The organism is Paramagnetospirillum marisnigri (genome assembly GCF_001650715.1).
Taxonomy (GTDB): Bacteria; Pseudomonadota; Alphaproteobacteria; order Rhodospirillales; family Magnetospirillaceae; genus Phaeospirillum; species Phaeospirillum marisnigri.
On sequence record NZ_LWQT01000055.1, the window covers coordinates 257,098 to 280,790 of the forward strand.

The window sequence follows — 23,693 nt, forward strand, 5'->3', positions numbered from 1 at the left end:
GGCAGGACGAGATCTCTCCTCCCTCCGGTCGTCGAGATGACAGAATCTGGATGAAAAAAACCCCCCGGATCGCTCCGGGGGGTTTTGTTTCACGTGAATCAAATCACGAATTCATCGCCTCGAAGAAGTCGGCGTTGTTCTTCGAATGCTTCAGCTTGTCCACCAGGAACTCCATGGCGTCGACCACGCCCATGGGCATCAGGATACGACGCAACACCCACATCTTGGACAGGATACCCTTGTCCACCAGCAGTTCTTCCTTGCGGGTGCCCGACTTGGTGATGTCGATGGCGGGGAAGGTGCGCTTGTCGCTGAGCTTGCGGTCCAGGATGATTTCCGAATTGCCGGTGCCCTTGAACTCTTCGAAGATCACCTCGTCCATGCGCGATCCGGTGTCGATCAGGGCGGTGGCGATGATGGACAGCGAACCGCCTTCCTCGATATTGCGGGCGGCGCCGAAGAAGCGCTTGGGCCGCTGCAACGCATTGGCGTCGACACCGCCGGTCAGCACCTTGCCCGAGCTGGGCACCACGGTGTTATAGGCGCGCGCCAGACGGGTGATGGAATCCAGCAGGATCACCACGTCGCGCTTGTGCTCCACCAGCCGCTTCGCCTTTTCCAGCACCATCTCGGTGACCTGGACGTGGCGCGAGGCCGGTTCGTCGAAGGTGGAGCTGATGACCTCGCCCTTGACCGAGCGGGCCATGTCGGTGACTTCTTCCGGCCGCTCGTCGATCAGCAGTACGATCAGATAGACTTCGGGATGATTCTGGGAAATGGCATGGGCCATGTTCTGCAGCATCACCGTTTTGCCGGTACGCGGCGGCGCCACGATCAGGGCGCGTTGACCCTTGCCCACCGGCGCCACCAGATCGATCACGCGGGTGGTGAGATCCTTGCGGGTGGGGTCCTCGATCTCCAGCTTCAGCTTCTCGTCGGGATAGAGCGGAGTCAGGTTGTCGAAATTGATACGGTGGCGGACCTTGTCGGGGTCCTCGAAATTGATGGTATTGACCTTGAGCAGGGCGAAATAGCGCTCGCCATCCTTGGGCGCCCTGATCTGGCCTTCCACCGTGTCGCCGGTGCGCAGGCTGAAACGGCGTACCTGGCTGGGGCTAACATAGATGTCGTCGGGGCCGGGCAGGTAATTGGCCTCGGGGCTGCGCAGGAAACCGAAACCGTCCTGCAGGATTTCCAGCACGCCATCGCCATAGATGGGGGTGTCGTTGTCCGCCAGCTGCTTCAGGATGGCGAACATCATGTCCTGCTTCCTGAGCGTGCTGGCGTTCTCGATCTCGAGTTCCTCGGCGAAGGCCAGCAGTTCGGCCGGGGTCTTTTTCTTCAGTTCCTGGAGATGCATGGAGCGAATTTCCGTTGAAAGACCCGGCGCGGGACGATCGGCAAGATAATCACAAGGTCCGACAAGGCGGACCGGCTGCCGATGGTGGGACGGATACGGATGATCCGACGCGGGCGGGCGAGAAGGAGGGAGAAGGGCCGGTAACCTGTCCGGCCCTATATCCGCACAGCTTTAGCCAAAGCCTCGCCCGCTGTCAAACAGGATTAGTGGCCGAATGCCGGCTTAAGAATGACCAGGATCACGATGGCGATCATCAACAGGGTCGGAACCTCGTTGATGACGCGATAGAATTTCTGCGAGCGAGTATTGCGATCCTCGGCGAAGGCGGTCTTGCAACGCATCAGGAAGACATGGGCGACGGTCATGCCCACCACCGCCAGCAGCTTGGCGTGAAACCAGTGCTGGGCGAACAGGTTCACATCCAGCGCCATCACCAGACCCAGCACCCAGGCCAGTATCATGGCCGGGGTCATGATCGCCTTGACCAGGCGCCGCTCCATCACCTTGAAGGTGGCCGAAGCCTCGGAACCGGGATCGACGGTGCAGTGATAGACGAACAGCCGGGGCAGATACAGCATGCCCGCCATCCACGAGATGATGGCGATGACATGCACCGCCTTGACCCACAGGTAACCGTCGGCGGTCAGCATGACGCGCAACTCCGTCCCAACCGGCCGCAGGCTTCGCCCCGGCTGGGGTGAAGCGCCACTTGCGCCAGACCCTGGATGAAACCGGTATGGCAGCCCAGGGCGGGAACCCGGACATAGCCGGGGATACCCAACTGGTCGGCGCGGTGCCGGTATTCGATATCCAGTTCCACCAGGGTCTCGGAATGTTCGGACACGAAGGCCACCGGCACAATCACCACCGGCACCTTGTCGCGGGCGGCCCGCTCCAACTCGGCCTCGGTGCTGGGTCCGATCCATTCCATGGGACCAACCCGGCTTTGATAGCAGATGGACCAGTCCAGCCCCTCGATTCCCATGGCCGCCGACACTGCTCTGGCGGTCAGCTCCACCTGGGCCTGATAGGGATCGCCCCGCTCCACGATCTTTTTCGGCAGGCCATGGGCGGAGAACAGCACCCGGGGCACGCCCTTGGCCTTGGCCTCGTCATATCCCGTCCGGGCCAGTTCGGCCATGGCCGCCACCAGTCCGGCTTGTGTCGGATAGCAGCAAACCAAACTGGTGGGCAGATCGAGACCACAGTCCTTGGCCGCCCGGTGCCAGTCCGTGACCGAGGACCCGGTGGTGGTGGTGGAGAACTGGGGATAGAGCGGCAGCAGGATCACCCGCTCCGCCCCCCAGTCCTTGATCGCCCGGGCCGCCTCATGGGCGAAGGGATGCCAGTAGCGCATGGCGATGAAACAGCGATAGCCCTCGCCCAGCGCCTGTTCCAGCGCCCGGACCTGGGCCTGGGTCTGGGGCAGCAGTGGCGAGCCGCCGCCAAGATGGGCATAGATGTCGCGGGCGATGGGTGCCCGCTTTTTCGAGATGTATTTGGCCAGCAGCCAGCGGATTGGTCCCGGCGCGCCGATGATGGCCTTGTCGTTGAACAGGTTGAACAGGAACGGCTGCACCGCCTCGGGTCGGTCGGGACCGCCCAAGTTGAACAGAACCACCGCTGTCTTGGACGTATTCACCCCTTCCAGCCCTTCACCCGCTCGGCTAGCCGCGCCACATTATCCGGCGGTGTCGGCGGCGTGATGCCGTGGCCAAGGTTGAAGATGAACGGACCCTTGCCCAGCGCCCTCAGCACCCGATCAATGCCGGCATCCATGGCCTCGCCTCCCGCCACAACCAGCAGCGGGTCCAGGTTGCCTTGTACCGTGCACTTGGTCTGCAATTCGGCCGCCGCCCAGTCCAGCGGCACCGAGGGGTCGAGCGACACGCCGCTGACCTTGGTCTCGGTGACATAGCGCTTGTAGAGGTAACCGGCCTGGCGAGGAAAACCGATCACCGGAATCCCCGGCCGTTCGGCACGGATGCGCTCCACCAGACTGCGGGTCGGGCCGATTACCCAGCGCTCGAACTGATCCTCGGGCAGGGCCCCGGCCCAGGTGTCGAAAATCTGGATAGCCTCGGCGCCATTGTCGATCTGACGGATCAGATAGTCGCCGGTGGCCTGGATCAGCAGCGCCATCAGGCGGGCGAACAGCTCGGCCTGACCGAACATCATGCCCTTGGCCTTGGCGAAATCCTTCGAGCCACTGCCCTCGATCATATAGGTGGCCACGGTCCACGGCGCCCCGGCGAAACCGATTAGGGCGGTGGTGGCGGGAATGGCCTTAGACAGGTTGGCGACGGTCTTGTAGACGGGGGCGAGATGGTCGTGGAGGCCCGAGAGGCTGAGACCATCCAGATCCCCTGCCGAGCGAATCGGCGTCAACACCGGTCCTTCGCCTTCCTTGAACGCGACCTGCTGACCCAAGGCATCGGGAACCACCAGAATGTCGGAAAACAGGATGGCCGCGTCGAAGCCATAGCGCCGCAAGGGCTGCAAGGTGACCTCGGTGGCGAAATCCGGATTGTAGCAGAGATCGAGGAAGCTTCCGGCCTCGGCCCGGGTGGCGCGGTATTCCGGAAGATAGCGTCCGGCCTGACGCATCAGCCAGAAGGGCGGCGGGGTCAGGGTTTCACCGGCAAGGGCGCGAAGGAAGGGTTTGGTGGAGTGGGGCACGGGCGGAGCCTCGGTCTGGGGGTCTGGTCTCTCTTACAGTCTTTAAGGTTTAGATGAAAGGTGGCTGTGGTTGGTTGATGCCTGTGGATGACGGGGATTAGCCTTAGTCCACATCTCATCCCCAGGATGGCCAAGCCGGACGCGATTCAGTGGTCCGACCTGGGGAAAACACCGACACCGCCTTGATTCCGCGCGATGAAACGGCATCTGAGTGACATGGATAACCCCTGGAAAGGACGTGTGAAAGGCATGAATTCACGCTATTCTCGATGACGGGAGGATCGGTTTTGGACAGGCGGACCACCCCGGGGGCGAAAAACAGGCCAGCGGGGAGCGTTTTTGTCCCTTTTCCGAAACCCCCGGCTTATCCCCGGACTTAAGGCTTATCCACAGGCATGAAGAGCTTTCACCTCCATCTCGTTTCCGACGCCACCGGCGAAACCGTGACCTCGGTGGCGCGGGCCTGCCTGGTCCAGTTCGAAGGTGTCCAGCCCATTCAGCACAACTGGTGGCTGGTTCGCACTCAGGGCCAGGTGGAACGGGTCATCGCCGGAATCGAGGACAATCCCGGGCTGGTGATGTTCACCCTGGTGGATGGTGGAGTGCGTGGCCTGCTGGAAGAGGCCTGCCGCCATCGCGGCATACCCAGCATCTCCCTGCTGGACCCGGCCATGGCGGGGCTGTCGGCCTTCCTGGGGGAACAGGTCAACGCCTTGCCCGGTCGCCAGTATCAGATGGATGCCGAGTATTTCCGCCGCATCGACGCCATGCAGTTCACCTTGTCCCATGACGATGGCCAGCTGATCGAGCTGGTGGAGGACGCGGATATCGTCCTGGTGGGGGTGTCGCGCTCGTCCAAGACTCCCACCTCCATGTATCTCGCCAATCGCGGCCTCAAATGCGCCAATTATCCGCTGGTGCCGGGCGTGCCGTTGCCGCCCGAGTTGGAACGGGCGAAAAAGCCGCTGGTGGTAGGCCTGACCAAGGACCCCAAGAGCCTGGCCGATATCCGTCGCGCCCGGCTGCGCCTGCTCAATCAGGAGGAAGAGGCCGATTACGCCCAGTTCGAGAAGGTGAAGGAAGAAGTGCAGGCGGCGCGGCGCCTGTTCACCCGCCTGGGCTGGCCGGTGGTGGATGTGACACGGCGCTCCATCGAGGAGGCCTCGGCCGCCATCATCCAGCTTCACGCCAAGCATCTGGAAAAGCGCGCCGCCGAACAGGGGACAGTATGATCATTCTCGCTTCCGCCAGCCCGGCGCGGCGCGCCATGCTGGATTCCGCCGGAGTTTCCCTGGCCGTGGACGTGGCCGGGGTGGACGAGGAGGCGGTCAAGCAAGCCCTGCGCCTGGAGACCGGCAATCCGCTGCGGGTGGCGGAAACCCTGGCCGAGTTGAAGGCGATCAAGGTTTCCGCCCGCCATCCGGGGATGCTGGTGCTGGGCGCCGACCAGATGCTCGATTACGACGGTATCTGGTTCGACAAGCCCAAGACTCGGGATGACGCCCGCCACCAGTTGAAGATGCTGCGCCATCATACCCATCGGCTCAGCAGTGCCGTGGTGGCGGCCAAGGATGGCCGCCGGGTGTGGTATCACGCCGAGCAGGCGCGCCTGACCATGCGCAATTTCTCCGATGCTTTCCTGGAGCATTATCTGGAACGGGTGGGCGAGGCCGCCCTGGGCACGGTGGGGGCCTATCAGCTGGAAGGGCTGGGGGCACAATTGTTCCTGTCGGTGGAAGGCGACTTCTTCACTGTGCTGGGCCTGCCCCTGCTGCCGGTGCTGGACTTCCTGCGCGAGAACGGGGAGTTGACTCAATGATCTCTGGCAAGGCCAAACTGGCTGGGGTGATGGGCTGGCCGGTCTCCCATTCCCGTTCGCCCCGCCTGCACGGCTTCTGGCTGCAAAGCCTGGGGATCGACGGCGCCTATGTGCCGCTGGCGGTGGCGCCCGACGATCTGGCCACGGCGCTGCATGCCCTGCCCCGGCTGGGCTTTCGCGGCTGCAACCTCACGGTTCCCCATAAGGAAGCGGCTTTGGGGCTGGTGCACGAGGTCGAGCCGCTGGCTCGGCGCATCGGCGCGATCAACACCATCATGGTCGAGGACGATGGCCGGTTGATCGGTCGCAACACCGACGCCTTCGGCTTCCTGGAAAATTTGCGGCGGGGGGCGCCCGGCTGGGCGCCCCCCGCCGGTCCCGCCGTGGTGATCGGTGCCGGCGGCGCGGCGCGGGCGGTGGTGGCGGCGTTGAGCGATGCCGGGGTGCCGGAGATCCATCTCGCCAATCGGGGTCGCGACCGCGCCGAAAAACTGGCCGCCGATCTGGGCGGGCCAGTGACGGTGGTGGACTGGAATCGGCGTGGGCTGGCCCTCGACGGCGCCGCCCTGCTGGTCAATACCACCACCCTGGGCATGACCGGCCAGCCCGCCCTCGATCTCGACCTTTCGGCCATGCCGGTCACGGCGGTGGTCAATGATATCGTCTATGCCCCGTTGGAAACCGAGTTGCTGGCCCGGGCCAAGGCCCGGGGCAATCCGGTGGTGGACGGGCTGGGCATGCTGCTGTGGCAGGCGGTGCCCGGCTTCGAGGCCTGGTTCGGCACCCGGCCCCAGGTCAATGACGCCTTGCGGGACTTCGTCCTGGCATGAGGATACTCGGCCTGACCGGGTCCATCGGCATGGGCAAGACCACGGCCGCGGCCATGCTGCGCCGCCTGCGGGTGCCGGTGCACGACGCCGACGCCACCGTGCATGCCCTGTTCGCGCCGGGTGGCGCGGCGGTGGCGGCGGTGGATGCCGCCTTTCCCGGCGTGGTCAAGGACGGCGCGGTGGACCGCAAGGCGCTGGGTGCCGTGGTCTTCTCCGATTCGGTGGCGCTGAAACGGCTGGAAGCCATCGTCCACCCCCTGGTACGGGCGGCCGAGCGGCGCTTCCTCGCCCGCTGCCGCCGTTTGCGCCAATCCCTGGTGGTGCTCGACGTGCCGCTGCTGTTCGAGGGCGGTGGCTGGAAGAACTGCGACAAGGTGGCGGTGGTCACCGCGCCCGCTTTTCTTCAGGCTCAGCGGGTGCTGGCCCGGCCGGGCATGACCGAGGAACGGCTGAAAGCCATCCTGGCCAAGCAGATGCCCGATGTGGAGAAGCGCAAGCGCGCCGATTTCGTGATACAGACCGGTCTGGGCAAGGCCTTTGCCCTGCGACGGCTGAGGGCGGCGGTCGCCATGATGAAAAGACAGGATAATGACCACGGATAAACACAGATCCCCGCGACGCGGGACACAGATGAAAATATATCTGTGTTCATTCGTGTTTATTCGTGGACCTAATGAACGGCCTGATGGGATCAGACTCCATGCGTGAGATCGTGCTCGATACCGAAACGACCGGCTTCGATCCGCTGTCGGGCCATCGGTTGGTGGAAATCGGCTGTGTCGAGCTGTTCAACCACCTGCCCACCGGCGAGGTGTTCCATCGCTATCTCAATCCCGAACGCGATATGCCGGAAGAGGCCTTCAAGGTTCACGGATTGTCGGCGGAATTCCTCTCGGACAAGCCGCTCTTCGCCGAGGTGGTCTCGGATTTCATGGCTTTCATCGCCGATTCGGTGCTGGTGATCCACAACGCTGAATTCGACATGCGCTTCATCAATGCCGAGCTGGCGCGGCTGGGCTTCCAGACCCTGCCCATGAGCCGCTCCATCGACACCGTCGCCATGGCGCGCAAGCGCTTTCCCGGTGCCCAGGCCAATCTGGACGCCCTGTGCCGCCGCTTCGACATAGACAACACCCACCGCACCCATCACGGCGCGCTTCTCGATGCCGAATTGCTGGCCGAGGTCTATCTTCAGCTGATCGGCGGGCGTCAGCCCGGTCTGGAACTGGGGGTGAGCAAGGCCAGCGGCCCGGCCGAGGGCGAGCGCCGCATCGAGCGGGTGGCCCGCCCGGCCCGGAGCTTCGCGCCCACCGAGGACGAGGCGCAAGCCCACGCCACCTTCCTCGGCAAGCTGAAAAACCCGATCTGGCTCAGGGATTAAGCCTATTCGGATTTGGTCGACTCGATTTCCCTAATCGTCACCCTCGGGCTTGACCCGAGGGTCCATGGATGGCCGGGTCGAGCCCGGCCATGACGAATACTCGCCGGAGATTAGGCGTTGCCGACCGGCTGCTGCGCCGAAATCTCTTCCAGCCGCGAGCGGTAGAGCGCGACGAAGTCCAGCGGCTGCAACATCAGCGGCGGGAAGCCGCCGTCGCGGGTCATGTCGGCGACGATGTTGCGGGCGAAGGGGAACAGCAGGCGCGGGCATTCGATCATCAGCACCGGATGCATCTGCTCTTCCGGGAAATTGACCGTGAACAGGCCGGCATAGTCCAGTTCCAGGATGAACAGCGGCTTGGACGGCAGCTTGGCCTCGATGCGCATGTGCAGCACCACCTCGAACAGGTTCGGACCCAGATTGGTGGCGTTCACGTCCACATGGATCGGAATTTCCGGGTTTTCGTTCTTCTGCTCCATGAACACCTGCGGCGCGGCCGGGACCTCAAAGGACAAGTCCTTGATGTACTGGCCATTGATCTGCAGCTGGGGCAGTTCGGCCTGCGGCGTCGGGGTGTCGGTCATCCTGATCCTCCTGGTGGTGTCTTGGTCGCCTTGGCGGGCGGTATTCTCAGCCAAGGGGGGTAGCACGGATCGCCTATGGCTCCAAGTGTTTGGTGTCGGCGGGCGGCGGTTCCGGCTCCACCACGGTGTAATCCCCGTCGATGGTCACCGGTCCCGAGGCCGGTCCGGTGCTGGCACCCGGCATCACCACCAGGCGCAGCGCCATCTGCTCGCGAATCAGGCGGCGCACCGGCGGCAGCAGCAGCAACAGGCCAAGAGCGTCGGAAATGAAGCCGGGCAGGATCAGCAGGACCCCCGATGCCGCCAGGAACAGGCCGTCGAACGCCGCCTGCAACGGAACCTCTCCCTGTTGCAGGCGGGCGCGGGCATTGAGCAGCACCGCCAGACCGAGATTGCGCAGAATGGCTGTACCGAGGAGGACAGCCGCCACGGTCAGGCCGATGACACTCCAGGCGCCGATGACCTCGGCCGCCCGGATCCAGGCCATGATTTCCATCACGGGCAGGGCGAGGACTGCCACGCCGATCAACCATCCCATGCTTGCTCTTTCTCCAAACCGGCCTTATGTCTTGAATGACGCGGGCGACGCTCGTCAGCCTAACCCGGACCTGATCCATGAACGACGGTTTCCATCTTCTCGACATCGTTTTTTTCGCCATGATCGCCGCTTTTCTGGTGTTGCGGCTGCGCAGCGTGCTGGGAAAGCGCACCGGCCATGAACGGCCGCCGGAAAAATGGACGGCGGCCGAGCCTGAAACCGCCGAGGTGATCGATCTGGCGCAGATGCGTCGCTCGGCCTTCGAGCCAGCGGCGGAGTCCCCCATGGGGCGCGGTCTGGCCGCCATCCGCGGCGCCGATCGCGGCTTCGACCTGGATGGATTCCTGGGTGGTGCCCGGGCGGCCTTCGAAATGATCGTCGGTGCCTTCGCCGCCGGAGACAAGGCCACCTTGAAGCCGCTGCTGGCCCCCGAGGTCTATCGCCACTTCGCCGACGCCATCGATACCCGCGCCCGCAACGGCGAGAGTCTGACCACCGAACTGGTGGGCATCCGCTCGGTCCAGCCAATCGAAGCCCGCCTGGACGATGGTTTCGCGGTGGTGACGCTGCGCATCGTCAGCGAGCAGGTCAATGCCTTGACCAGCCATGACGGCCAGATCATCGAAGGCAGCCGCGACCGGGTGGTGGATGTGATCGACGAATGGACCTTCCGCCGCGACACCCGCTCCTCCGATCCCAACTGGCTGCTGGCCGCCACCCGCACCCCCGAGGAATGAGCATGCGCCGTTTCGGACTGGCGGCTTTGCTGCTCGGCTCCGTCGTGGCCTGCGCGCCGGTGGAGAAGCCGCCCGAGCCGCTGGCTCCGGGCGCCGGGCGTCTCAGCCTGACTCCCACGGCGTTCGGGCAGTTGGCGGGGTGGTCCGAGGATGCCGCCGCCCAGGTGCTTCCCGCCCTCAAGCGCTCCTGTGATCGCATCACCAGGCTGCCGGTGGACCGTTCCATCGGTTTCGACGGCGTGGGCGGCACCGCCGCCGACTGGTATTCCCCCTGTTCCGCCGCCGCCCGGGTGCCCGATGGCGATCACGGCGCGGCGCGGGCCATGTTCGAGGCCTGGTTCAGTCCCTGGCAGGTATCGGATCAGGACAAGGCGGACGGCCTGTTCACCGGCTATTTCGAACCGGAAATCCGGGGATCGCGCGTGCGCCAGGGCCGTTTCACCACGCCCATCCACGGCAAGCCCAGCGATCTGGTCACGGTGGATCTGTCCAAGTTCCGGCCTGACCTGCCCGGCGAGCAACTGGTGGGGCGGCTGGAGGGATCAAAGCTGGTGCCCTATCCCGCCCGCGCCGAGATCGAGGCGGGCGCCATCGACACTAAGGCGCCGGTGGTGGCCTGGACCGACGATCCGGTGGATTTCGCCATCATGCAGATCCAGGGATCCGGCCGGGTGCGCCTCGACGACGGCAGCGTCATCCGCCTGGGCGTGGCCGGCAGCAATGGCCATAAATTCCTCGGCATCGGCAAGATCCTCAAGGATGAGGGCAAGTTGGGGACCGACACCTCCATGCCCGCCATCCGCGCCTGGCTGAAGGCCAATGGAGCGCAGGCCCGCGGCCTGATGGCCCGCAATCCCCGTTATATCTTCTACGGCCTCAACCAGGGCGACGGCCCCTTGGGCACCGAGGGCGTGGCGTTGACTCCCGAGCGTTCGCTGGCGGTGGACCCGCGCTTCATTCCCCTGGGCTCGCCGGTCTGGGTCGAGACCACCGACCCGAAGGGTCGGCCGCTGCGCCGGTTGATGATGGCCCAGGATACCGGCGCCGCCATCAAGGGACCGGTGCGCGGCGACATCTTCTGGGGGGCGGGGGAAGCCGCCTTCGATATGGCCGGGCGCATGAAGAGCACCGGTCGGCTGACCCTGCTGCTGCCCAAGGCCCGCAGCCCGCGCATGGCGGCATATCCTTGAATTAGGGCGCGGATGCGCCGATCCAATGTCATCGCACCCTAAGCGCCTCTTGCCAAGCGCGGCCGCCTTGTCCATCCTTCGCATCATTATGCAGACCAGCCGAGGGATCTTGGCCCCATGAGCCAGTTGATGGCCGAATGGCGCCAGCGCAAGCAACGCGAGGACGACCAACTGCACGACCAGCTGCGCGGTGCCGTCGGCGCCGGGCGGGTGCAGGTATTCACCGATCCCCGCGTGCTCGACTTTCCCGGCTCGCCGGTGCACCAGCACTGGGACCACCTGCTGCCGCTCACCGGGTTGATGACCCTGGCGCTGGTCGTTTTGCTGGCCACCAATGTGGTGGTGGGCATCGTGGTGATGACGAGCTGCACCCTGATCCATGTCTTCGGCAGCCGCCACTATGTGGCCTGGCGGCTGAAGACGCGGGCTTCCGCCTATATGCTGGCCGATGCGGTCCAGTTCCAGACCCTGTGGCAGATGGGCGGCGTCGCCCTGGTGGTGCGGGGCGGCAACGAGCCGCCATGCCTGGCGCCCAAGGGCGACTGGCGCAAATTCATTCGCCGCAATCTGGGCGAGGGCGAGGGACAGAAGCCCGAACCCATGGCCAATGCTCCGGTTCCCACCCGTCACATGGCCTCGCCGCCACCACCACCGCCGCCACCCATGGTCGAGCCCGAGCCGGAGCCCATGGCCGACGCGGTGGAACCGGAAGCCGAGCTGATGCCGCCGTCCGCCCCGGAACCGCCCCGGACCCATTGGGAGTCCATCGATGACGGGCCACCGCGCGACGCTGTCACGCCGCCCCCATCCTCCTCCTCGTCATCGCAATGAGCCGCGCCCGGCTGGTGGAGCCGCGCCAGCCCCGGCGCCGGGCGGTGACCGACGACGAAATCCGCATCTGGCGCTCGGTGGTCCAGGACGCCAAGCCGCTGCCCGGTCGCGCCGTTCCCGCCGAGCCCGCCACCGCGCCGCCCGAAGCCAAGCCCTCGCCCCCCCCTCCCCCGGGTGAAGCTCCCCGCCGCCCCTCGGCTCATCCGCCGGTTCCCGGCCGCCATGCGGGACTGTCCGATCTCAGCCACGGCCACACGCCAGGTCTCGACCGTCGGTCGGCCGAGCGCATGAAGCGCGGCGAGATGGTGATCGAGGCCGCCATCGACCTGCACGGCCATACCCAGGACGTGGCCCATGGCGAGTTGATCGCCTTCATCCAGCGCGCCTGGACCGCCGGGCGCCGCTGCGTGCTGGTGGTCACCGGCAAGGGCATGAAGGGCAGCGGCGTGCTCAAGCATCAGGTGCCGCGCTGGCTCAACCAGTCGCCCTTGCGCGAACGCATTCTCGGCTTTTCCTATGCCCGGCCCCATCACGGCGGCGACGGCGCCCTGTATGTGCTGGTGCGGAGGCAGCGGGGATGACCCCGTTCGGCGCCCGGATCCGCGCCCTGCGCGAAGCCAAGGGTATCGCGCTGAAGACCATGGCCGCTGATCTGCATGTCTCGGCCGCCTATCTTTCCGCACTGGAACACGGCCATCGCGGCAAGCCCGCTCCCGGTCTGGTGATGCAGATCTGCGGCTATCTCGATTGCATCTGGGACGAGGCGGAAGAGTTGAAGGCCCTGGCCGAGCTGTCGCATCCCAAGGTCACCCTGGATACTTCCGGCCTGACTCCGGCCAAGACCGAACTGGCCAACCGGTTGGGGGCGACGCTAAGACGGATGCCGACCGAAACGGTGGAGCTTCTATTGGCCGTCCTGCGTGATCAGGCGGAATGAGCGCTTGCCCGGCCGCGCCAGGCGGCCCTCGGTCTCCAGCACCTTCAAGGTGCGGTAGAAGGCCTCGTGGGTGAGGCCGATGCGCGATGCCACCTCCATCAGCGGCCGGTCCAGGGTGATGACCGCGTCCGCTGCTCCTTTGACGGTGAGATAGGCCATGGTCCGCTCCCGCGCTCCCTTCAGGCGGATCACCTCCAGCAGTCCCCGGGCGAGCCGGGCCTGACGGGCGAGAAAGGCGGTGAAGGCGAGCGCGATCTGGGGATGGGCCGACAGATGCAGCAGCACGGCGGCCTTGGGGAATTCCTCCAGGTGGCAATCACTCTCGGCCACGGCGTCGCAATCGTAGCGCGGCGCGAACAGGGAGGTTTCCGCCACCAGGGCTCCCGCCTCCACCCGATGAAGCACGACGCCATGGCGCGACAGCGTGATGGAGCCCTGTTCCACATGAAACAGCGAACGCGCCTCCGCCCCTGCCTTGAACAGCCGCTTTCCCGCAGCCAGATCAAGGTGTTGCGAGGTGATTCCCGCCAGCAAGGGCTTCCAGTCCGCCGCCATGGCACCCCCCGAATTCTATGATCTGGATCATAGCAAAGCGGATGGTGGAACTACAGGATGAACTTGGCGAGGTCGGCCTTCTTGGTCAGTTCACCCACCCGCTCGCGCACCAGGCCAGCGGTGATGGTGACCTTGGTGCCGGGGGTCTGATCGGGGGCGGAGAAGCTGATCTCCTCCAACAGCCGCTCCATCACGGTCTGCAGCCGCCGGGCGCCGATATTCTCCACCGTGGAATTGATCTCGGCCGCCAGATCGGCGATGGCGTCGATGGCATCGGGCTCGAAGGTGAGCAAGACCTCCTCGGTGGCCAGCAAGGCTTCGTACTGCTTGATCAGGCTGGCTTCCGGCTCGGTCAGGATGCGGACCAGATCATCGCGGCTCAAGGGCTTCAGCTCGACCCGGATGGGCAGGCGGCCCTGCAGTTCCGGCAGCAGGTCCGAGGGCTTGGCGAGGTGGAAGGCGCCGGATGCGATGAACAGCACATGATCGGTCCTGACCGGGCCGTGCTTGGTGGCGACGGTGGTGCCCTCGATCAGCGGCAGCAGGTCGCGCTGGACCCCTTCGCGCGAGACATCGCCGCCGATGTGATGCTCGGAGGAACGGGCGCAGATCTTGTCGATCTCGTCGATGAAGACGATGCCGTTGTTCTCCACCGCCCAGATGGCGTCCTTCACCACCTTGTCCTGGTCCAGCAGCTTATCGGATTCCTCGGCGGTCAATTGGACCAGCGCGTCCTTGACGGTCAGCTTGCGCGGCCGGGTGCGGCCGCCGCCCAGCTTGCCCAGGATGTCGCCCAGATTGAGCATGCCCATCTGGGCGCCGGGCATGCCGGGAATCTCGAAGGTGGGCAGGGTATTGGAGCCGCCGCCCTCGGCCAGGTTCAGCTCGACTTCCTTTTCGTCCAGGCTGCCTTCGCGGAGCATCTTGCGGAATTTCTGGCGGGTATCGGCACTGGCGGTCTCGCCCACCAGTGCGTCCAGCAGCCGTTCCTCGGCGGCGATCTCCGCCTTGGCCGCCACCTGCTTGCGCAGCCGCTCGCGGGTCATGGCGATGGCGACCTCGACGATATCGCGCACGATCTGTTCCACGTCGCGGCCGACATAGCCCACCTCGGTGAACTTGGTGGCCTCGACCTTGAGGAAGGGCGCCTGGGCCAGGCGGGCCAGCCTGCGGGCGATCTCGGTTTTGCCGACGCCGGTGGGGCCGATCATCAGGATATTCTTGGGCAGCACTTCCTCGCGCAGGGCCTCGGGCAGCTGCTGGCGGCGCCAGCGGTTGCGCAGCGCCACCGCAACGGCGCGCTTGGCGTCGTGCTGGCCGACGATGTAGCGATCCAGTTCCGAAACGATTTCACGGGGCGAGAAGGCGGGGGTCATCACAGGCTTTCCACGATGATATTGCCGTTGGTATAGACGCAGATATCGGCGGCGATTTTCATGGAGCGCCGGGCGATGGTCTCGGCGTCCAATCCGTCGACCTCGATCAGGGCGCGCGCCGCCGCCAGGGCGTAATTGCCGCCCGAGCCGATGCCGATCAACCCGTCTTCCGGTTCCAGCACGTCGCCCTGGCCGGTCAGCACCAGCGAGACGTCCTTGTCCGCCACCGCCATCATGGCTTCCAGGCGGCGCAGGTAACGGTCAGTGCGCCAGTCCTTGGCCAGTTCGACACAGGCGCGGGTGACCTGGCCGGGATGCTTTTCCAGCTTGGCCTCCAGGCGCTCCAGCAAGGTGAAGGCGTCGGCGGTGGCCCCGGCGAAGCCCACCAGGATGGTGTCGCCGCCGATCTTGCGCACCTTGCGGGCATTGCCCTTGATCACGGTGGCGCCCAGGCTGACCTGGCCGTCACCGGCGATGACCACCCGGCCGGATTTGCGCACGCACAAGATAGTGGTGCCGTGCCAGGAGGGGGAAGCGTCGGAGGAATGGGACATGGATGCCGATCGGGTTGGGAACGGGATCGGCATCATAGCAAAGGCATGGTGCCCCGCCCGCAAGATTCTGCGGGCGGGACCCTGGGCGTTCTTCGGCGCTAGTTCGCCGTGCTTGCCGCGATAATGGGGCCCTTCGGGCAAGCCCTGTTCCGGGGTGCCGAAGGCGGCGCGGTTGGCTTGACGGGCAAGGCGGATGTAATCGGGAGCGGCGCGGGTCATGGCCTCGCCCAGCTCGGGCAGGTCCTCGACCACATAGGCCACCGACAGCCGGTCCAGCTCGGTGATCAGCTTGTCCTGGTTCTGGGAGTCCCGATAATACTGGTAGAGACTCTCGTCATAGGTGCTCCATTCGAAATTCCCCGGCGGCCGGGCGCAGGCCGACAGGGTGGTCATGGCGGTCACGGCACCCAATCGCTTGGGCCGCCCATCTCATGGCGCCGCTCCCGCCGGAACCGTCAGGGTGCGGTTACCGCGACCGCTGAGGAAGACCGTCTCGGTATAGGTGCCCCCAGAGGGACCAATCACCTTGTCCAGATGGGTGCCGGGCTCCAGCAGCAGCGAATCGCCCACCGGTCCCAGATCGAGCCCGTCCACCACCAGTACCGGAATCAGAAGCAGGCGACGCATGATCAACCTCCCCGCTTGTCGGTGATGAACAAGGACTGGATCGGCCGACCGGCCAGGGTGCCGCTGACCAGTTCGGCCACGGATCCCTCGTTGGTGTCGCTGTCGCCGAACTGGGCGACGATTCGGATGGTGGCCAGTTCGGTCGCGGGCAGCGACACGGTGAAGCCCGATTGGCCGCTCTTGATCTGCTCGCCCGGCTGCATCACCGTCAGCAGGTCGCCCACCTTCAGACCCTGGCGGGCGCCAGGGCCGACCAGTTGCTGCTCCTTGACCACCTTGTCGAGATCGGGCCGCTCGAACACCATGAAGGCGCCGGATTCCAACAGCCGCGACCCCAGCATGTCGGAAACATGCTTGCCCAGGGGATCGCCGGAATCACTGCGGACGAAGGTGCGGCCGTAGCGGGTTTCATTGCTGAAGCGGCCGATGGCGACCTTGCGCTTCAGCAGCTTGGTGGTGACGGGTGCCGCCTGGGCCTGCATGGCCTGTTGCTGTGCCGCCGCCGCGACCTTGGCCTCCACCGGAGTCTTGGGATAATCAGGGGTGGCGCAACCCGCCACTGCCAGATCGCCGCAGGCCAGGAATCGGAACAAACCAGTCATATCATGCGCCCCCTTGCACGCAATACAGACACTCTGGTCTGGCAGGTTATAGCGATGCGAAAAGGCGTGCAGCCGGCAACAAACAAAATCCGATAGATGCTATGGCCACATCCGCATTGATTGCGTCACCCCGCACCCACTGGCACGAAGGCCGCATTCCTGCTAGTAAACGGACAGAGCTTCAGGAGGATTCCATGCGCCAGGGCAGCATCGCGCGCAACACCACCGAAACCAGCATCAAGGTCACCCTCGACCTGGACGGGACCGGCCGCTATTCGGTCAAGACCGGGGTCGGTTTCCTCGACCACATGCTGGAACAGTTGTCGCGCCACTCGCTGATGGATCTGGAGGTGGAGGCCTCTGGCGATCTGCATATCGACGCCCACCACACCACCGAGGATGTGGGAATCGCCATCGGCCAGGCGGTCAACCAGGCGCTGGGCGACCGCAAGGGCATCAATCGCTACGGCTCGGCCTATGTCCCCATGGACGAGGCCCTGACCCGCGTCGCCCTGGACCTGTCCAACCGGCCCTATCTGATCTGGAAGGTGAAATTCGGCCGCGACAAGCTGGGCACCATGGACACCGAGCTGTTCAAGGAATGGTTCCAGGCTTTCGCCCAGGCGGCGGGCGCCACGCTTCACGTGGAATCGCTCTACGGCGACAATGACCACCACATCGTCGAAAGCTGCTTCAAGGCCCTGGCCCGGGCTCTGCGCGAGGCGGTGGAAATCGACCCGCGCAAGGCCGACGCGGTGCCCTCCACCAAGGGAACGCTTGGGGGAACGCTGTGAGCGCCGCCATGCGTCGCCGGGGGGGCAGCCTGTGACGGCCAGCGTCGCCATCATCGATTACGGTTCGGGCAATCTGCGCTCCGCCGCCAAGGCCTTCGAGCGGGTGGTGTCGGAACAGGGCCTGGACCTGACGGTGGAGGTCACCGCCGACGCTGCCCGGGTGGCGGCGGCCGAGCGCATCGTGCTGCCCGGGGTCGGCGCCTTCGGCGACTGCAAGGCCGGGCTGGCCGCCCTGCCCGGCATGATCGAGACCCTGAACGCCCAGGTCCTGGACAAGGGCAAGCCCTTCCTCGGCATCTGCGTCGGCATGCAGTTGATGGCCGATCTGGGGCGCGAGCATGGCGTGCATGCCGGTCTCGGCTGGATCAGGGGCGAGGTGGTGCCGCTCGGCGTCGAGGCCCAGGGCCTCAAGGTGCCGCATATGGGCTGGAACCAGCTGGTGGCCGACGTCCCGGACCATCCGCTGCTGGCGGGGCTGAGCCCCGACGCCCATGCCTATTTCGTCCATTCCTATCATTTCCGCCCCGTCGACCCGGCCCATCGGCTGGCCCATGTGGATTACGGCGGACCGATCTGCGCCCTGGTCGGCCGCGACAATCTGGCGGGAACCCAGTTCCACCCGGAAAAGTCCCAGGCCACCGGCCTGGCGGTGATCGCCAATTTCCTGAAGTGGAAGCCTTAGATGTTTCTTTTTCCCGCCATCGACCTCAAGGACGGCGCTTGTGTCCGGCTCAAGCTGGGCCTGATGGAAGACGCCACCGTGTTCAACACCGATCCCGGCGCCCAGGCCAAAAGCTTCCAGGACGCGGGTGCCGAGTGGATTCACGTGGTCGATCTCAACGGCGCCTTCGCGGGCAAGCCGGTCAACGCCGCCGCCGTCGACGCCATCCTGGCTTCCGTTTCGGTCCCGGTTCAATTGGGCGGCGGTATCCGCGACATGGCCACCATCGAGGATTGGCTGGCTCGCGGTATCCGCCGGGTGATCTTAGGGACCGTGGCCCTGAAGAATCCCGATCTGGTCCGGGAGGCCTGTCGGCGCTTTCCCGGCCGGGTGGCGGTGGGCATCGACGCCAAGGGCGGCAAGGTGGCGGTGGAAGGCTGGGCCGAGACCTCGGATCTCACCGTGCTGGAATTGGCGCGCAAGTTCGAGGATTGCGGCGTGGCCGCCCTGATCTACACCGATATCGACCGCGACGGCGTGTTGGCCGGTCCCAATGTGGCGGCCACTGCCGCCCTGGCCGATGCCATCTCCATTCCGGTGATCGCCTCGGGCGGAGTGTCGTCGCTGGACGATCTCAAGGCGCTGAAGTCATACCCCAAGCTGGAAGGCGTCATCTCGGGCCGGGCCATCTATGACGGGCGCATCGACGTGGCCGATGCCATCGCCCTGCTGAAGGCGTGAACCATGCTGAAGATGCGCATCATCCCCTGCCTGGACGTCAAGGACGGCCGCGTGGTCAAGGGGGTCAACTTCGTCGATCTGGTGGATGCCGGCGATCCGGTGGAGCAGGCCAAGATCTATGACAGGGCGGGCGCCGACGAGCTGACCTTCCTCGACATCACCGCCAGTGTTGATAACCGGGACACCATCTATGACGTGGTGCGCCGCACCGCCGAGCAATGCTTCATGCCGCTGACAGTGGGCGGCGGCGTCCGGGTGGTCGACGATATCCGCAAGCTGCTGCTGGCCGGGGCCGACAAGGTCTCCATCAACACCGCCGCCGTGCACCGCCCGGAATTCGTGCGCGAAGCCGCCGAGAAATTCGGCAGCCAGTGCACCGTGGTGGCCATCGACGCCAAGCAGACCGCGCCGGGCCGGTTCGAGATCTTCACCCATGGTGGCCGCAATGCCACCGGCATCGACGCGGTGGACTGGGCCAGGCGCATGGTGGAGTATGGCGCGGGCGAGATTCTGCTGACCTCCATGGATCGCGACGGCACCAAGCAGGGCTTCAACATCCCGCTCACTCGCGCCGTCGCCGACGCGGTGCCGGTGCCGGTGATCGCCTCGGGGGGGGTAGGCAATCTGGACCATCTGGTGGAAGGCATCCGCGACGGCCATGCCACCGCCGTGCTGGCCGCCTCGATCTTTCATTTCGGAACTCATACCATTGCCGAAGCCAAGGCCCATATGCGGGCGGCGGGGATTGCCGTTCGTCCCTGAGCCAAGGCGTGACAGCCGGGCCGACATCTGATAGCAAGGCCCGGCGAAACATTACAAGATAGAATGGTTATGAAGAGGGGAAGGGTCATGGCGCAGGACGCGACGATTCTGGACGAACTGTTCGAGGTGATCGCCAGCCGCAAGGGCACCGATCCCGACAAGTCCTATACCGCCAAGCTGTTCGCCCGTGGCCGCGGCAAGATCGCCCAGAAATTCGGCGAGGAAGCGGTGGAAGCCGTGGTCGCCGCCCTGTCCGAGGGCAAGGACGAGCTGGTGGGCGAAAGTGCCGACACGCTTTACCATCTGCTGGTGCTGTGGGCCGATTGCGGCATCGATCCGGCCAAGGTCTGGGCCGAGCTGGCCCGGCGCACCGGCACCTCGGGCATCGACGAGAAGAAGTCGCGCGCCAAGAAGTGACGGATGACAGGTCTGTTCGTTTGATGGACGGTATAAGCGTCGGAGGAGATCATGGCCTACGATCCCAACAACATCTTCGCCCGCATCCTGCGCGGTGAGATTCCGTGCAAGAAGGCTTTCGAGGACGAGTTCGCCCTGGCCTTCCACGACATCAACCCCCAGGCCCCCGTCCATATCCTGGTTATCCCTAAGGGCGCCTATGTCTCGGTCGATGATTTCGCGGCCAAGGCCTCCGACGCCGAGATCGCCGGTCTGATCCGCGCCATCGGCACGGTGGCGAAACAGGCGGGAGTCAGTGTCGACGGCTGGCGGCTGCTGTCCAATATCGGCACCAACGGCCACCAGGAAGTGCCGCATCTGCATTTCCACATTTTCGGCGGCAAGAAGCTGGGCCATATGCTGCCCAGCAGTGGCAACAGCCTGCCGACCTGACGACGGCCCTCCCTTTATCGTCACCCCCGGACTTGATCCGGGGGTCCATGGATGGCCGGGTCAGGCCCGGCCATGACGAGGTAAGGCGAGCCTTGCCGACCTAACTCCGGCCCGGCATCAGGCGGCGATAGGACAGCGCCTCGGCCACATGGATGCGGCGCACCTCCTCCTGGCCATCCAGATCGGCCAGGGTGCGGGCCACCCGCAACACCCGGTGCCAGCCCCGGGCCGACAGCCGCATGCGCTCGGCCGCCTCGGCCAGCAGGGCGCGCCCCGAGGCGTCGGGGGAAGCGATCCGGTCCAGCAATTCCCCATCGGCCTCGGCGTTGCAGCGCGCTCCCAACCCCTCGTACCGCGCGGTCTGGACGGCGCGGGCGCTGGCGACCCGGGCGGTGACCTCGGCCGAGCCCTCGGCGGCGGGCGGCAGCGACAGGTCGGCGGCGCTGACCGCCGGAACCTCCACATGCAGGTCGATACGGTCGAACAGTGGCCCGGAAATCCTCGACTGGTAGTCCTGACCGCATTTGGGCGCCTTGGCGCAGGCCAGGGCGGCATCGCCGAGATGGCCGCAGCGGCAGGGATTCATCGCCGCCACCAGCTGGATGCGGGCGGGATAGGTGACATGGGCATTGGCGCGGGCCACCACGGCGCGGCCGGATTCCAGGGGCTGGCGCAGCGCCTCCAGGGCGCCGCGCTGGAATTCCGGCAATTCATCCAGGAACAGCACGCCGTTATGGGCCAGCGAGATTTCGCCCGGCCGGGCCCGCATCCCGCCGCCCACCAGGGACGGCACGGAAGCGGAATGGTGCGGATCACGGAAAGGACGCCGCCGGAGCAGCTTTCCCCCCGCCAGTTGTCCGGCCACCGAATGGATCATGCTGACCTCCAGCGCCTCGGCCGGGGCCAGCGGCGGCAGCAATCCGGGCAGGCGGGCGGCCAGCATGGACTTGCCCGAGCCGGGCGGGCCGATCATCAGCATAATATAGCCAGTTCAACCTCACAGGAAGACTGGTCCATGCTGCCCAATCGGACTACACTAGGGTTCCGCCGCCCGAGGACGGGATCAATGCCACTCGCCTTCTCCTATCTCCGCATGTCACGCCCCGAACAGTTGCGAGGCGATTCCCTCCGGCGACAACTTGACGCATCCCGAGCTTACGCCGCCGCACATGGTTTGACACTCGACGAGTCCATGCAGGATCTCGGCATTTCGGCCTTCAGAGGGAAAAACCGGACCGAGGGAACCCTTGCCGCATTTATCGAGGCGATACAGGGTGGACGGGTTCCGGCCGGATCGGTGCTCATCGTCGAAAACCTCGATAGGCTTTCGCGCGAGCAGGTATCGACGGCGCTGAACCTGTTCCTGACCATCACGGGGGCTGGCGTGACGATTGTCACCCTGTCGGACGGTCAGACCTACTCCAAGGAGGGTGTTGACCGGGATTTCACGAAGTTGCTGATGTCGATTGTGTATATGGCCCGCGCCCACGACGAAAGCGCGATGAAGTCGGCGCGGCTGGCAGAGGCATGGAAAGCCAAGCGGGCGAGGGCGGTGGCAGACCCTACGGCGAAACTGACAGGCCGGACCCCAGCATGGCTTAGTCTCACCGCCGACCGGAAGGGCTTCAGGGTGATGGAAGACCGCGCAGCAATTGTGCGCCGGATCTTCCAGGAATGCGCCGCCGGGATTGGTGCCGCGTCGATTGCGCGAAGGCTCAATGAGGACGGTATTCGGCCATTCGGGCGGTCTGGAAGGGGATGGCACCCGAGCAGCGTCAAGAAAATCCTCGACAGCGAATCGGTCATCGGGACTTTCCAGCCACACGTAAAGAAGGATGGCAAGCGGGTCTCCGAGGGGGTGGCAATCCGGGCCTACTTCCCGTCGATTATCGAAGAGGGGCTCTTTCACACGGCTCGCGCCGCCCTCACCAGCCGCCGTTCAGGGGCGTCAGGGCAGAAGGGCCGGACATACGGTAACCTGTTCGCAGGATTGCTGCGATGTGGTTCATGCGGTGGCCCGATGCACCTGATTGACAAGGGATCGCCACCGAAGGGTGGGCGCTACGTGCAGTGCGACCGTGCCCGCCGCCGTGTTAAGGAGGATGGACGTCTGCGGTGTGAGGAAAAACGGCTTCATCATTACGTGACATTGGAAAACTTTGTGCTGGCTTGCCTCCCAGACCTGAACATCCGGCAGGTGCTTGACCTCGAAAACGAGACCGTCGCCGCACTGCGCACCGAACTGTCCCAGGTGGAAGCCCGGCTGGGCGGCGCACAAGCCAAGATGAAACGACTCGTCGCATTAGCCGAGGCGGCAGCGACCGAGGATGAGGACGAGGTCGATGACGCGCTTGCAGGCCGGGTGCTCGAACTTCGAACGGAGATCAGCACGCTCAGGCGGCAGCGAAAGGAGCTCGAGCGCCGTATTCCGGTCACTGAGGCCGAGGCTGTAGCTGATGATCGGGAAGCCTTGATGGAGGCACTGGGGCACATGCAGCGACTTGACGAGATTGAGGACCCGGCGGAGCGATATCGGGCCAGGGCTGCGTTCACACAGGATCTCAAGCGGATTGTCGCTTTAATCACGATTGATCGGGGATCGGCAGCGATCACCACTCATTCCGGGGAGGAAGTGCACCTTGTTCTGGATGCCGATGAGTTCATGAAGCAATTCGGCACACCGCAACCACAATGACAGGCATGTTTTCGCCATGTCGGCACACGCATCTCCGCGCAGCGTAAGCTGGCGGCAGAGGCGCGCAACCCGTTGGTATCTGACCGCTGTACCCCCGGCAACTGCCACTCGGCTGGAGCGTCCGCTATGGCCCAGTTGTGCCACAAACCGTCATTTACTTGCCCTGTTGGGGGCTGTCGGCTTTTGGCATGGGCGGTAACAGCTGATGTGCTAGTCTAAATCCGTATGGCTGTCTGCCATTTGGGGAAGAATGATGCCTATACTTCTGATCGTGCTGTCGGCTTGTGGCTTCTTTGCCATCATGGTTGGCGTGTCCAAACTGGCTGATCGAACCAAGGCGAAGCCAGCCGCCAAGGGTGGCCGAACCATAAACTTTCAGGGCATCGATGATGCAGGAAAGCTGACCCGACAGAAGGCCGATCTTGAAGCCCGGGTAAAGGCTCTGACTGCCAAGGAGGCATCCCTGATCGCGTCCGTGGAGGAATACGAGCGCGTCATCGATACCCGCAGGGCTGCGAAGCTGGCTGCCGAGCAAGACGAAATCAATGCCGCCATTGCGGCTAGGAGCGCGGTTGAGGCGCGAGTTCACCA

General features: G+C 65.0%; 29 protein-coding genes and 1 pseudogene. 18 read left to right on the top strand and 12 right to left on the bottom strand.

Annotated elements, in window-relative coordinates:
- Window positions 1-103: 103 nt before the first annotated feature.
- The 4 genes from rho to hemE all read right to left on the bottom strand — a co-directional run bounded on the left by rho (window position 104) and on the right by hemE (window position 4,039).
- Entirely contained in the window at window positions 104-1,360 is a 1,257-nt protein-coding gene (gene rho, locus A6A04_RS11115; RefSeq protein ID WP_068492800.1) for a transcription termination factor Rho, read from the bottom strand.
- 203 nt (window positions 1,361-1,563) lie between these two features.
- Window positions 1,564-2,010 carry a protoporphyrinogen oxidase HemJ gene (hemJ, locus tag A6A04_RS11120; protein ID WP_068492803.1) on the bottom strand — a complete coding sequence of 149 codons (447 nt, stop codon included), beginning with the start codon at window positions 2,008-2,010 and terminating at the stop codon, window positions 1,564-1,566.
- Window positions 2,004-3,011, bottom strand: a complete 1,008-nt coding sequence (gene hemH, locus A6A04_RS11125; RefSeq protein WP_068492805.1) for a ferrochelatase — start codon at window positions 3,009-3,011, stop codon at window positions 2,004-2,006. The genes hemJ and hemH overlap by 7 nt, the downstream gene beginning before the upstream one ends.
- Window positions 2,999-4,039, bottom strand: coding sequence for a uroporphyrinogen decarboxylase (gene hemE, locus A6A04_RS11130; RefSeq protein WP_068492808.1), 1,041 nt, complete (start codon window positions 4,037-4,039; stop codon window positions 2,999-3,001). Before hemE ends, hemH begins: the two co-directional genes overlap by 13 nt.
- 395 nt (window positions 4,040-4,434) lie before the next feature.
- Between hemE and A6A04_RS11135 the strand changes: the two genes are divergently transcribed.
- The 5 genes from A6A04_RS11135 to dnaQ all read left to right on the top strand — a co-directional run bounded on the left by A6A04_RS11135 (window position 4,435) and on the right by dnaQ (window position 8,069).
- Complete coding sequence (locus A6A04_RS11135) at window positions 4,435-5,271, top strand: pyruvate, water dikinase regulatory protein (RefSeq protein WP_068492810.1); 837 nt, start codon at window positions 4,435-4,437, stop codon at window positions 5,269-5,271.
- The gene (locus A6A04_RS11140; RefSeq protein ID WP_068492812.1) at window positions 5,268-5,858 is read left to right on the top strand and encodes a Maf family protein; all 591 of its coding nucleotides are present in this window, start codon (window positions 5,268-5,270) and stop codon (window positions 5,856-5,858) included. Before A6A04_RS11135 ends, A6A04_RS11140 begins: the two co-directional genes overlap by 4 nt.
- On the top strand, window positions 5,855-6,688 hold the full coding sequence (locus A6A04_RS11145) for a shikimate dehydrogenase (RefSeq protein ID WP_068492814.1): 834 nt from the start codon (window positions 5,855-5,857) through the stop codon (window positions 6,686-6,688). The genes A6A04_RS11140 and A6A04_RS11145 overlap by 4 nt, the downstream gene beginning before the upstream one ends.
- Window positions 6,685-7,290 (top strand): dephospho-CoA kinase, encoded by a 606-nt coding sequence (gene coaE, locus A6A04_RS11150; RefSeq protein WP_068492816.1) that lies wholly within the window; start codon window positions 6,685-6,687, stop codon window positions 7,288-7,290. The genes A6A04_RS11145 and coaE overlap by 4 nt, the downstream gene beginning before the upstream one ends.
- 98 nt (window positions 7,291-7,388) lie before the next feature.
- Complete coding sequence (dnaQ, locus tag A6A04_RS11155; RefSeq protein ID WP_068492818.1) at window positions 7,389-8,069, top strand: DNA polymerase III subunit epsilon; 681 nt, start codon at window positions 7,389-7,391, stop codon at window positions 8,067-8,069.
- A gap of 110 nt (window positions 8,070-8,179) precedes the next feature.
- On the opposite strand, the gene secB is transcribed toward dnaQ, so the two are convergent.
- Together secB and A6A04_RS11165 are read right to left on the bottom strand one after the other, a co-directional pair.
- The gene (gene secB / locus A6A04_RS11160) at window positions 8,180-8,653 is read right to left on the bottom strand and encodes a protein-export chaperone SecB (RefSeq protein WP_068492819.1); all 474 of its coding nucleotides are present in this window, start codon (window positions 8,651-8,653) and stop codon (window positions 8,180-8,182) included.
- Window positions 8,654-8,726: 73 nt separating this feature from the next.
- Window positions 8,727-9,191 carry an FxsA family protein gene (locus A6A04_RS11165; protein ID WP_068492821.1) on the bottom strand — a complete coding sequence of 155 codons (465 nt, stop codon included), beginning with the start codon at window positions 9,189-9,191 and terminating at the stop codon, window positions 8,727-8,729.
- A 77-nt stretch (window positions 9,192-9,268) separates the two neighbouring features.
- Here A6A04_RS11165 and A6A04_RS11170 point away from each other — a divergent pair, with 77 nt between their 5' ends.
- The 5 genes from A6A04_RS11170 (at window position 9,269) to A6A04_RS11190 (ending at window position 12,886) form a co-directional block, all read left to right on the top strand.
- On the top strand, window positions 9,269-9,928 hold the full coding sequence (locus A6A04_RS11170) for a Tim44/TimA family putative adaptor protein (protein ID WP_068492823.1): 660 nt from the start codon (window positions 9,269-9,271) through the stop codon (window positions 9,926-9,928).
- Between the two features lie 2 nt (window positions 9,929-9,930).
- Entirely contained in the window at window positions 9,931-11,118 is a 1,188-nt protein-coding gene (gene mltA, locus A6A04_RS11175) for a murein transglycosylase A (RefSeq protein WP_068492824.1), read from the top strand.
- Between the two features lie 117 nt (window positions 11,119-11,235).
- On the top strand, window positions 11,236-11,949 hold the full coding sequence (locus tag A6A04_RS11180) for a hypothetical protein (protein WP_068492826.1): 714 nt from the start codon (window positions 11,236-11,238) through the stop codon (window positions 11,947-11,949).
- Window positions 11,946-12,530 carry a Smr/MutS family protein gene (locus A6A04_RS11185; RefSeq protein ID WP_068492827.1) on the top strand — a complete coding sequence of 195 codons (585 nt, stop codon included), beginning with the start codon at window positions 11,946-11,948 and terminating at the stop codon, window positions 12,528-12,530. The genes A6A04_RS11180 and A6A04_RS11185 overlap by 4 nt, the downstream gene beginning before the upstream one ends.
- The gene (locus tag A6A04_RS11190; RefSeq protein ID WP_068492829.1) at window positions 12,527-12,886 is read left to right on the top strand and encodes a helix-turn-helix domain-containing protein; all 360 of its coding nucleotides are present in this window, start codon (window positions 12,527-12,529) and stop codon (window positions 12,884-12,886) included. The genes A6A04_RS11185 and A6A04_RS11190 overlap by 4 nt, the downstream gene beginning before the upstream one ends.
- Here the strand turns inward: A6A04_RS11190 and A6A04_RS11195 are convergent.
- The 5 genes from A6A04_RS11195 to A6A04_RS11215 all read right to left on the bottom strand — a co-directional run bounded on the left by A6A04_RS11195 (window position 12,854) and on the right by A6A04_RS11215 (window position 16,600).
- Window positions 12,854-13,441, bottom strand: a complete 588-nt coding sequence (locus A6A04_RS11195; RefSeq protein ID WP_068492831.1) for a Crp/Fnr family transcriptional regulator — start codon at window positions 13,439-13,441, stop codon at window positions 12,854-12,856. The two genes, A6A04_RS11190 and A6A04_RS11195, sit on opposite strands and share 33 nt — an antisense overlap.
- 50 nt (window positions 13,442-13,491) lie before the next feature.
- Entirely contained in the window at window positions 13,492-14,817 is a 1,326-nt protein-coding gene (gene hslU / locus A6A04_RS11200; RefSeq protein WP_068492833.1) for an ATP-dependent protease ATPase subunit HslU, read from the bottom strand.
- Window positions 14,817-15,371, bottom strand: a complete 555-nt coding sequence (hslV, locus tag A6A04_RS11205) for an ATP-dependent protease subunit HslV (RefSeq protein WP_068492915.1) — start codon at window positions 15,369-15,371, stop codon at window positions 14,817-14,819. The genes hslU and hslV overlap by 1 nt, the downstream gene beginning before the upstream one ends.
- 429 nt (window positions 15,372-15,800) lie before the next feature.
- Entirely contained in the window at window positions 15,801-15,998 is a 198-nt protein-coding gene (locus tag A6A04_RS11210) for a hypothetical protein (RefSeq protein WP_068492835.1), read from the bottom strand.
- A gap of 2 nt (window positions 15,999-16,000) precedes the next feature.
- Window positions 16,001-16,600, bottom strand: a complete 600-nt coding sequence (locus A6A04_RS11215; protein WP_156612564.1) for a CsgG/HfaB family protein — start codon at window positions 16,598-16,600, stop codon at window positions 16,001-16,003.
- Window positions 16,601-16,794: 194 nt separating this feature from the next.
- Here A6A04_RS11215 and hisB point away from each other — a divergent pair, with 194 nt between their 5' ends.
- The 6 genes from hisB (at window position 16,795) to A6A04_RS11245 (ending at window position 20,407) form a co-directional block, all read left to right on the top strand.
- On the top strand, window positions 16,795-17,394 hold the full coding sequence (gene hisB, locus A6A04_RS11220; RefSeq protein ID WP_068492839.1) for an imidazoleglycerol-phosphate dehydratase HisB: 600 nt from the start codon (window positions 16,795-16,797) through the stop codon (window positions 17,392-17,394).
- Window positions 17,395-17,425: 31 nt separating this feature from the next.
- Window positions 17,426-18,076, top strand: coding sequence for an imidazole glycerol phosphate synthase subunit HisH (gene hisH, locus A6A04_RS11225; protein ID WP_068492841.1), 651 nt, complete (start codon window positions 17,426-17,428; stop codon window positions 18,074-18,076).
- Window positions 18,077-18,796 carry a 1-(5-phosphoribosyl)-5-[(5-phosphoribosylamino)methylideneamino]imidazole-4-carboxamide isomerase gene (hisA, locus tag A6A04_RS11230; RefSeq protein WP_068492843.1) on the top strand — a complete coding sequence of 240 codons (720 nt, stop codon included), beginning with the start codon at window positions 18,077-18,079 and terminating at the stop codon, window positions 18,794-18,796.
- Between the two features lie 3 nt (window positions 18,797-18,799).
- Window positions 18,800-19,558 carry an imidazole glycerol phosphate synthase subunit HisF gene (gene hisF, locus A6A04_RS11235; RefSeq protein WP_068492845.1) on the top strand — a complete coding sequence of 253 codons (759 nt, stop codon included), beginning with the start codon at window positions 18,800-18,802 and terminating at the stop codon, window positions 19,556-19,558.
- A gap of 87 nt (window positions 19,559-19,645) precedes the next feature.
- The gene (locus A6A04_RS11240) at window positions 19,646-19,975 is read left to right on the top strand and encodes a phosphoribosyl-ATP diphosphatase (protein ID WP_068492849.1); all 330 of its coding nucleotides are present in this window, start codon (window positions 19,646-19,648) and stop codon (window positions 19,973-19,975) included.
- Window positions 19,976-20,026: 51 nt separating this feature from the next.
- Window positions 20,027-20,407, top strand: a complete 381-nt coding sequence (locus A6A04_RS11245) for a histidine triad nucleotide-binding protein (protein ID WP_068492851.1) — start codon at window positions 20,027-20,029, stop codon at window positions 20,405-20,407.
- Between the two features lie 100 nt (window positions 20,408-20,507).
- Here the strand turns inward: A6A04_RS11245 and A6A04_RS11250 are convergent.
- Window positions 20,508-21,395, bottom strand: a pseudogene (locus A6A04_RS11250) (YifB family Mg chelatase-like AAA ATPase); the annotation flags it as partial.
- A 78-nt stretch (window positions 21,396-21,473) separates the two neighbouring features.
- Here A6A04_RS11250 and A6A04_RS11255 point away from each other — a divergent pair.
- Window positions 21,474-23,102: a recombinase family protein gene (locus A6A04_RS11255; RefSeq protein WP_068492853.1), complete on the top strand. Its 1,629-nt coding sequence runs from the start codon at window positions 21,474-21,476 to the stop codon at window positions 23,100-23,102.
- Between the two features lie 250 nt (window positions 23,103-23,352).
- Window positions 23,353-23,693: hypothetical protein (locus tag A6A04_RS11260; RefSeq protein ID WP_156612566.1), on the top strand; the 341-nt coding region annotated here is incomplete at its 3' end.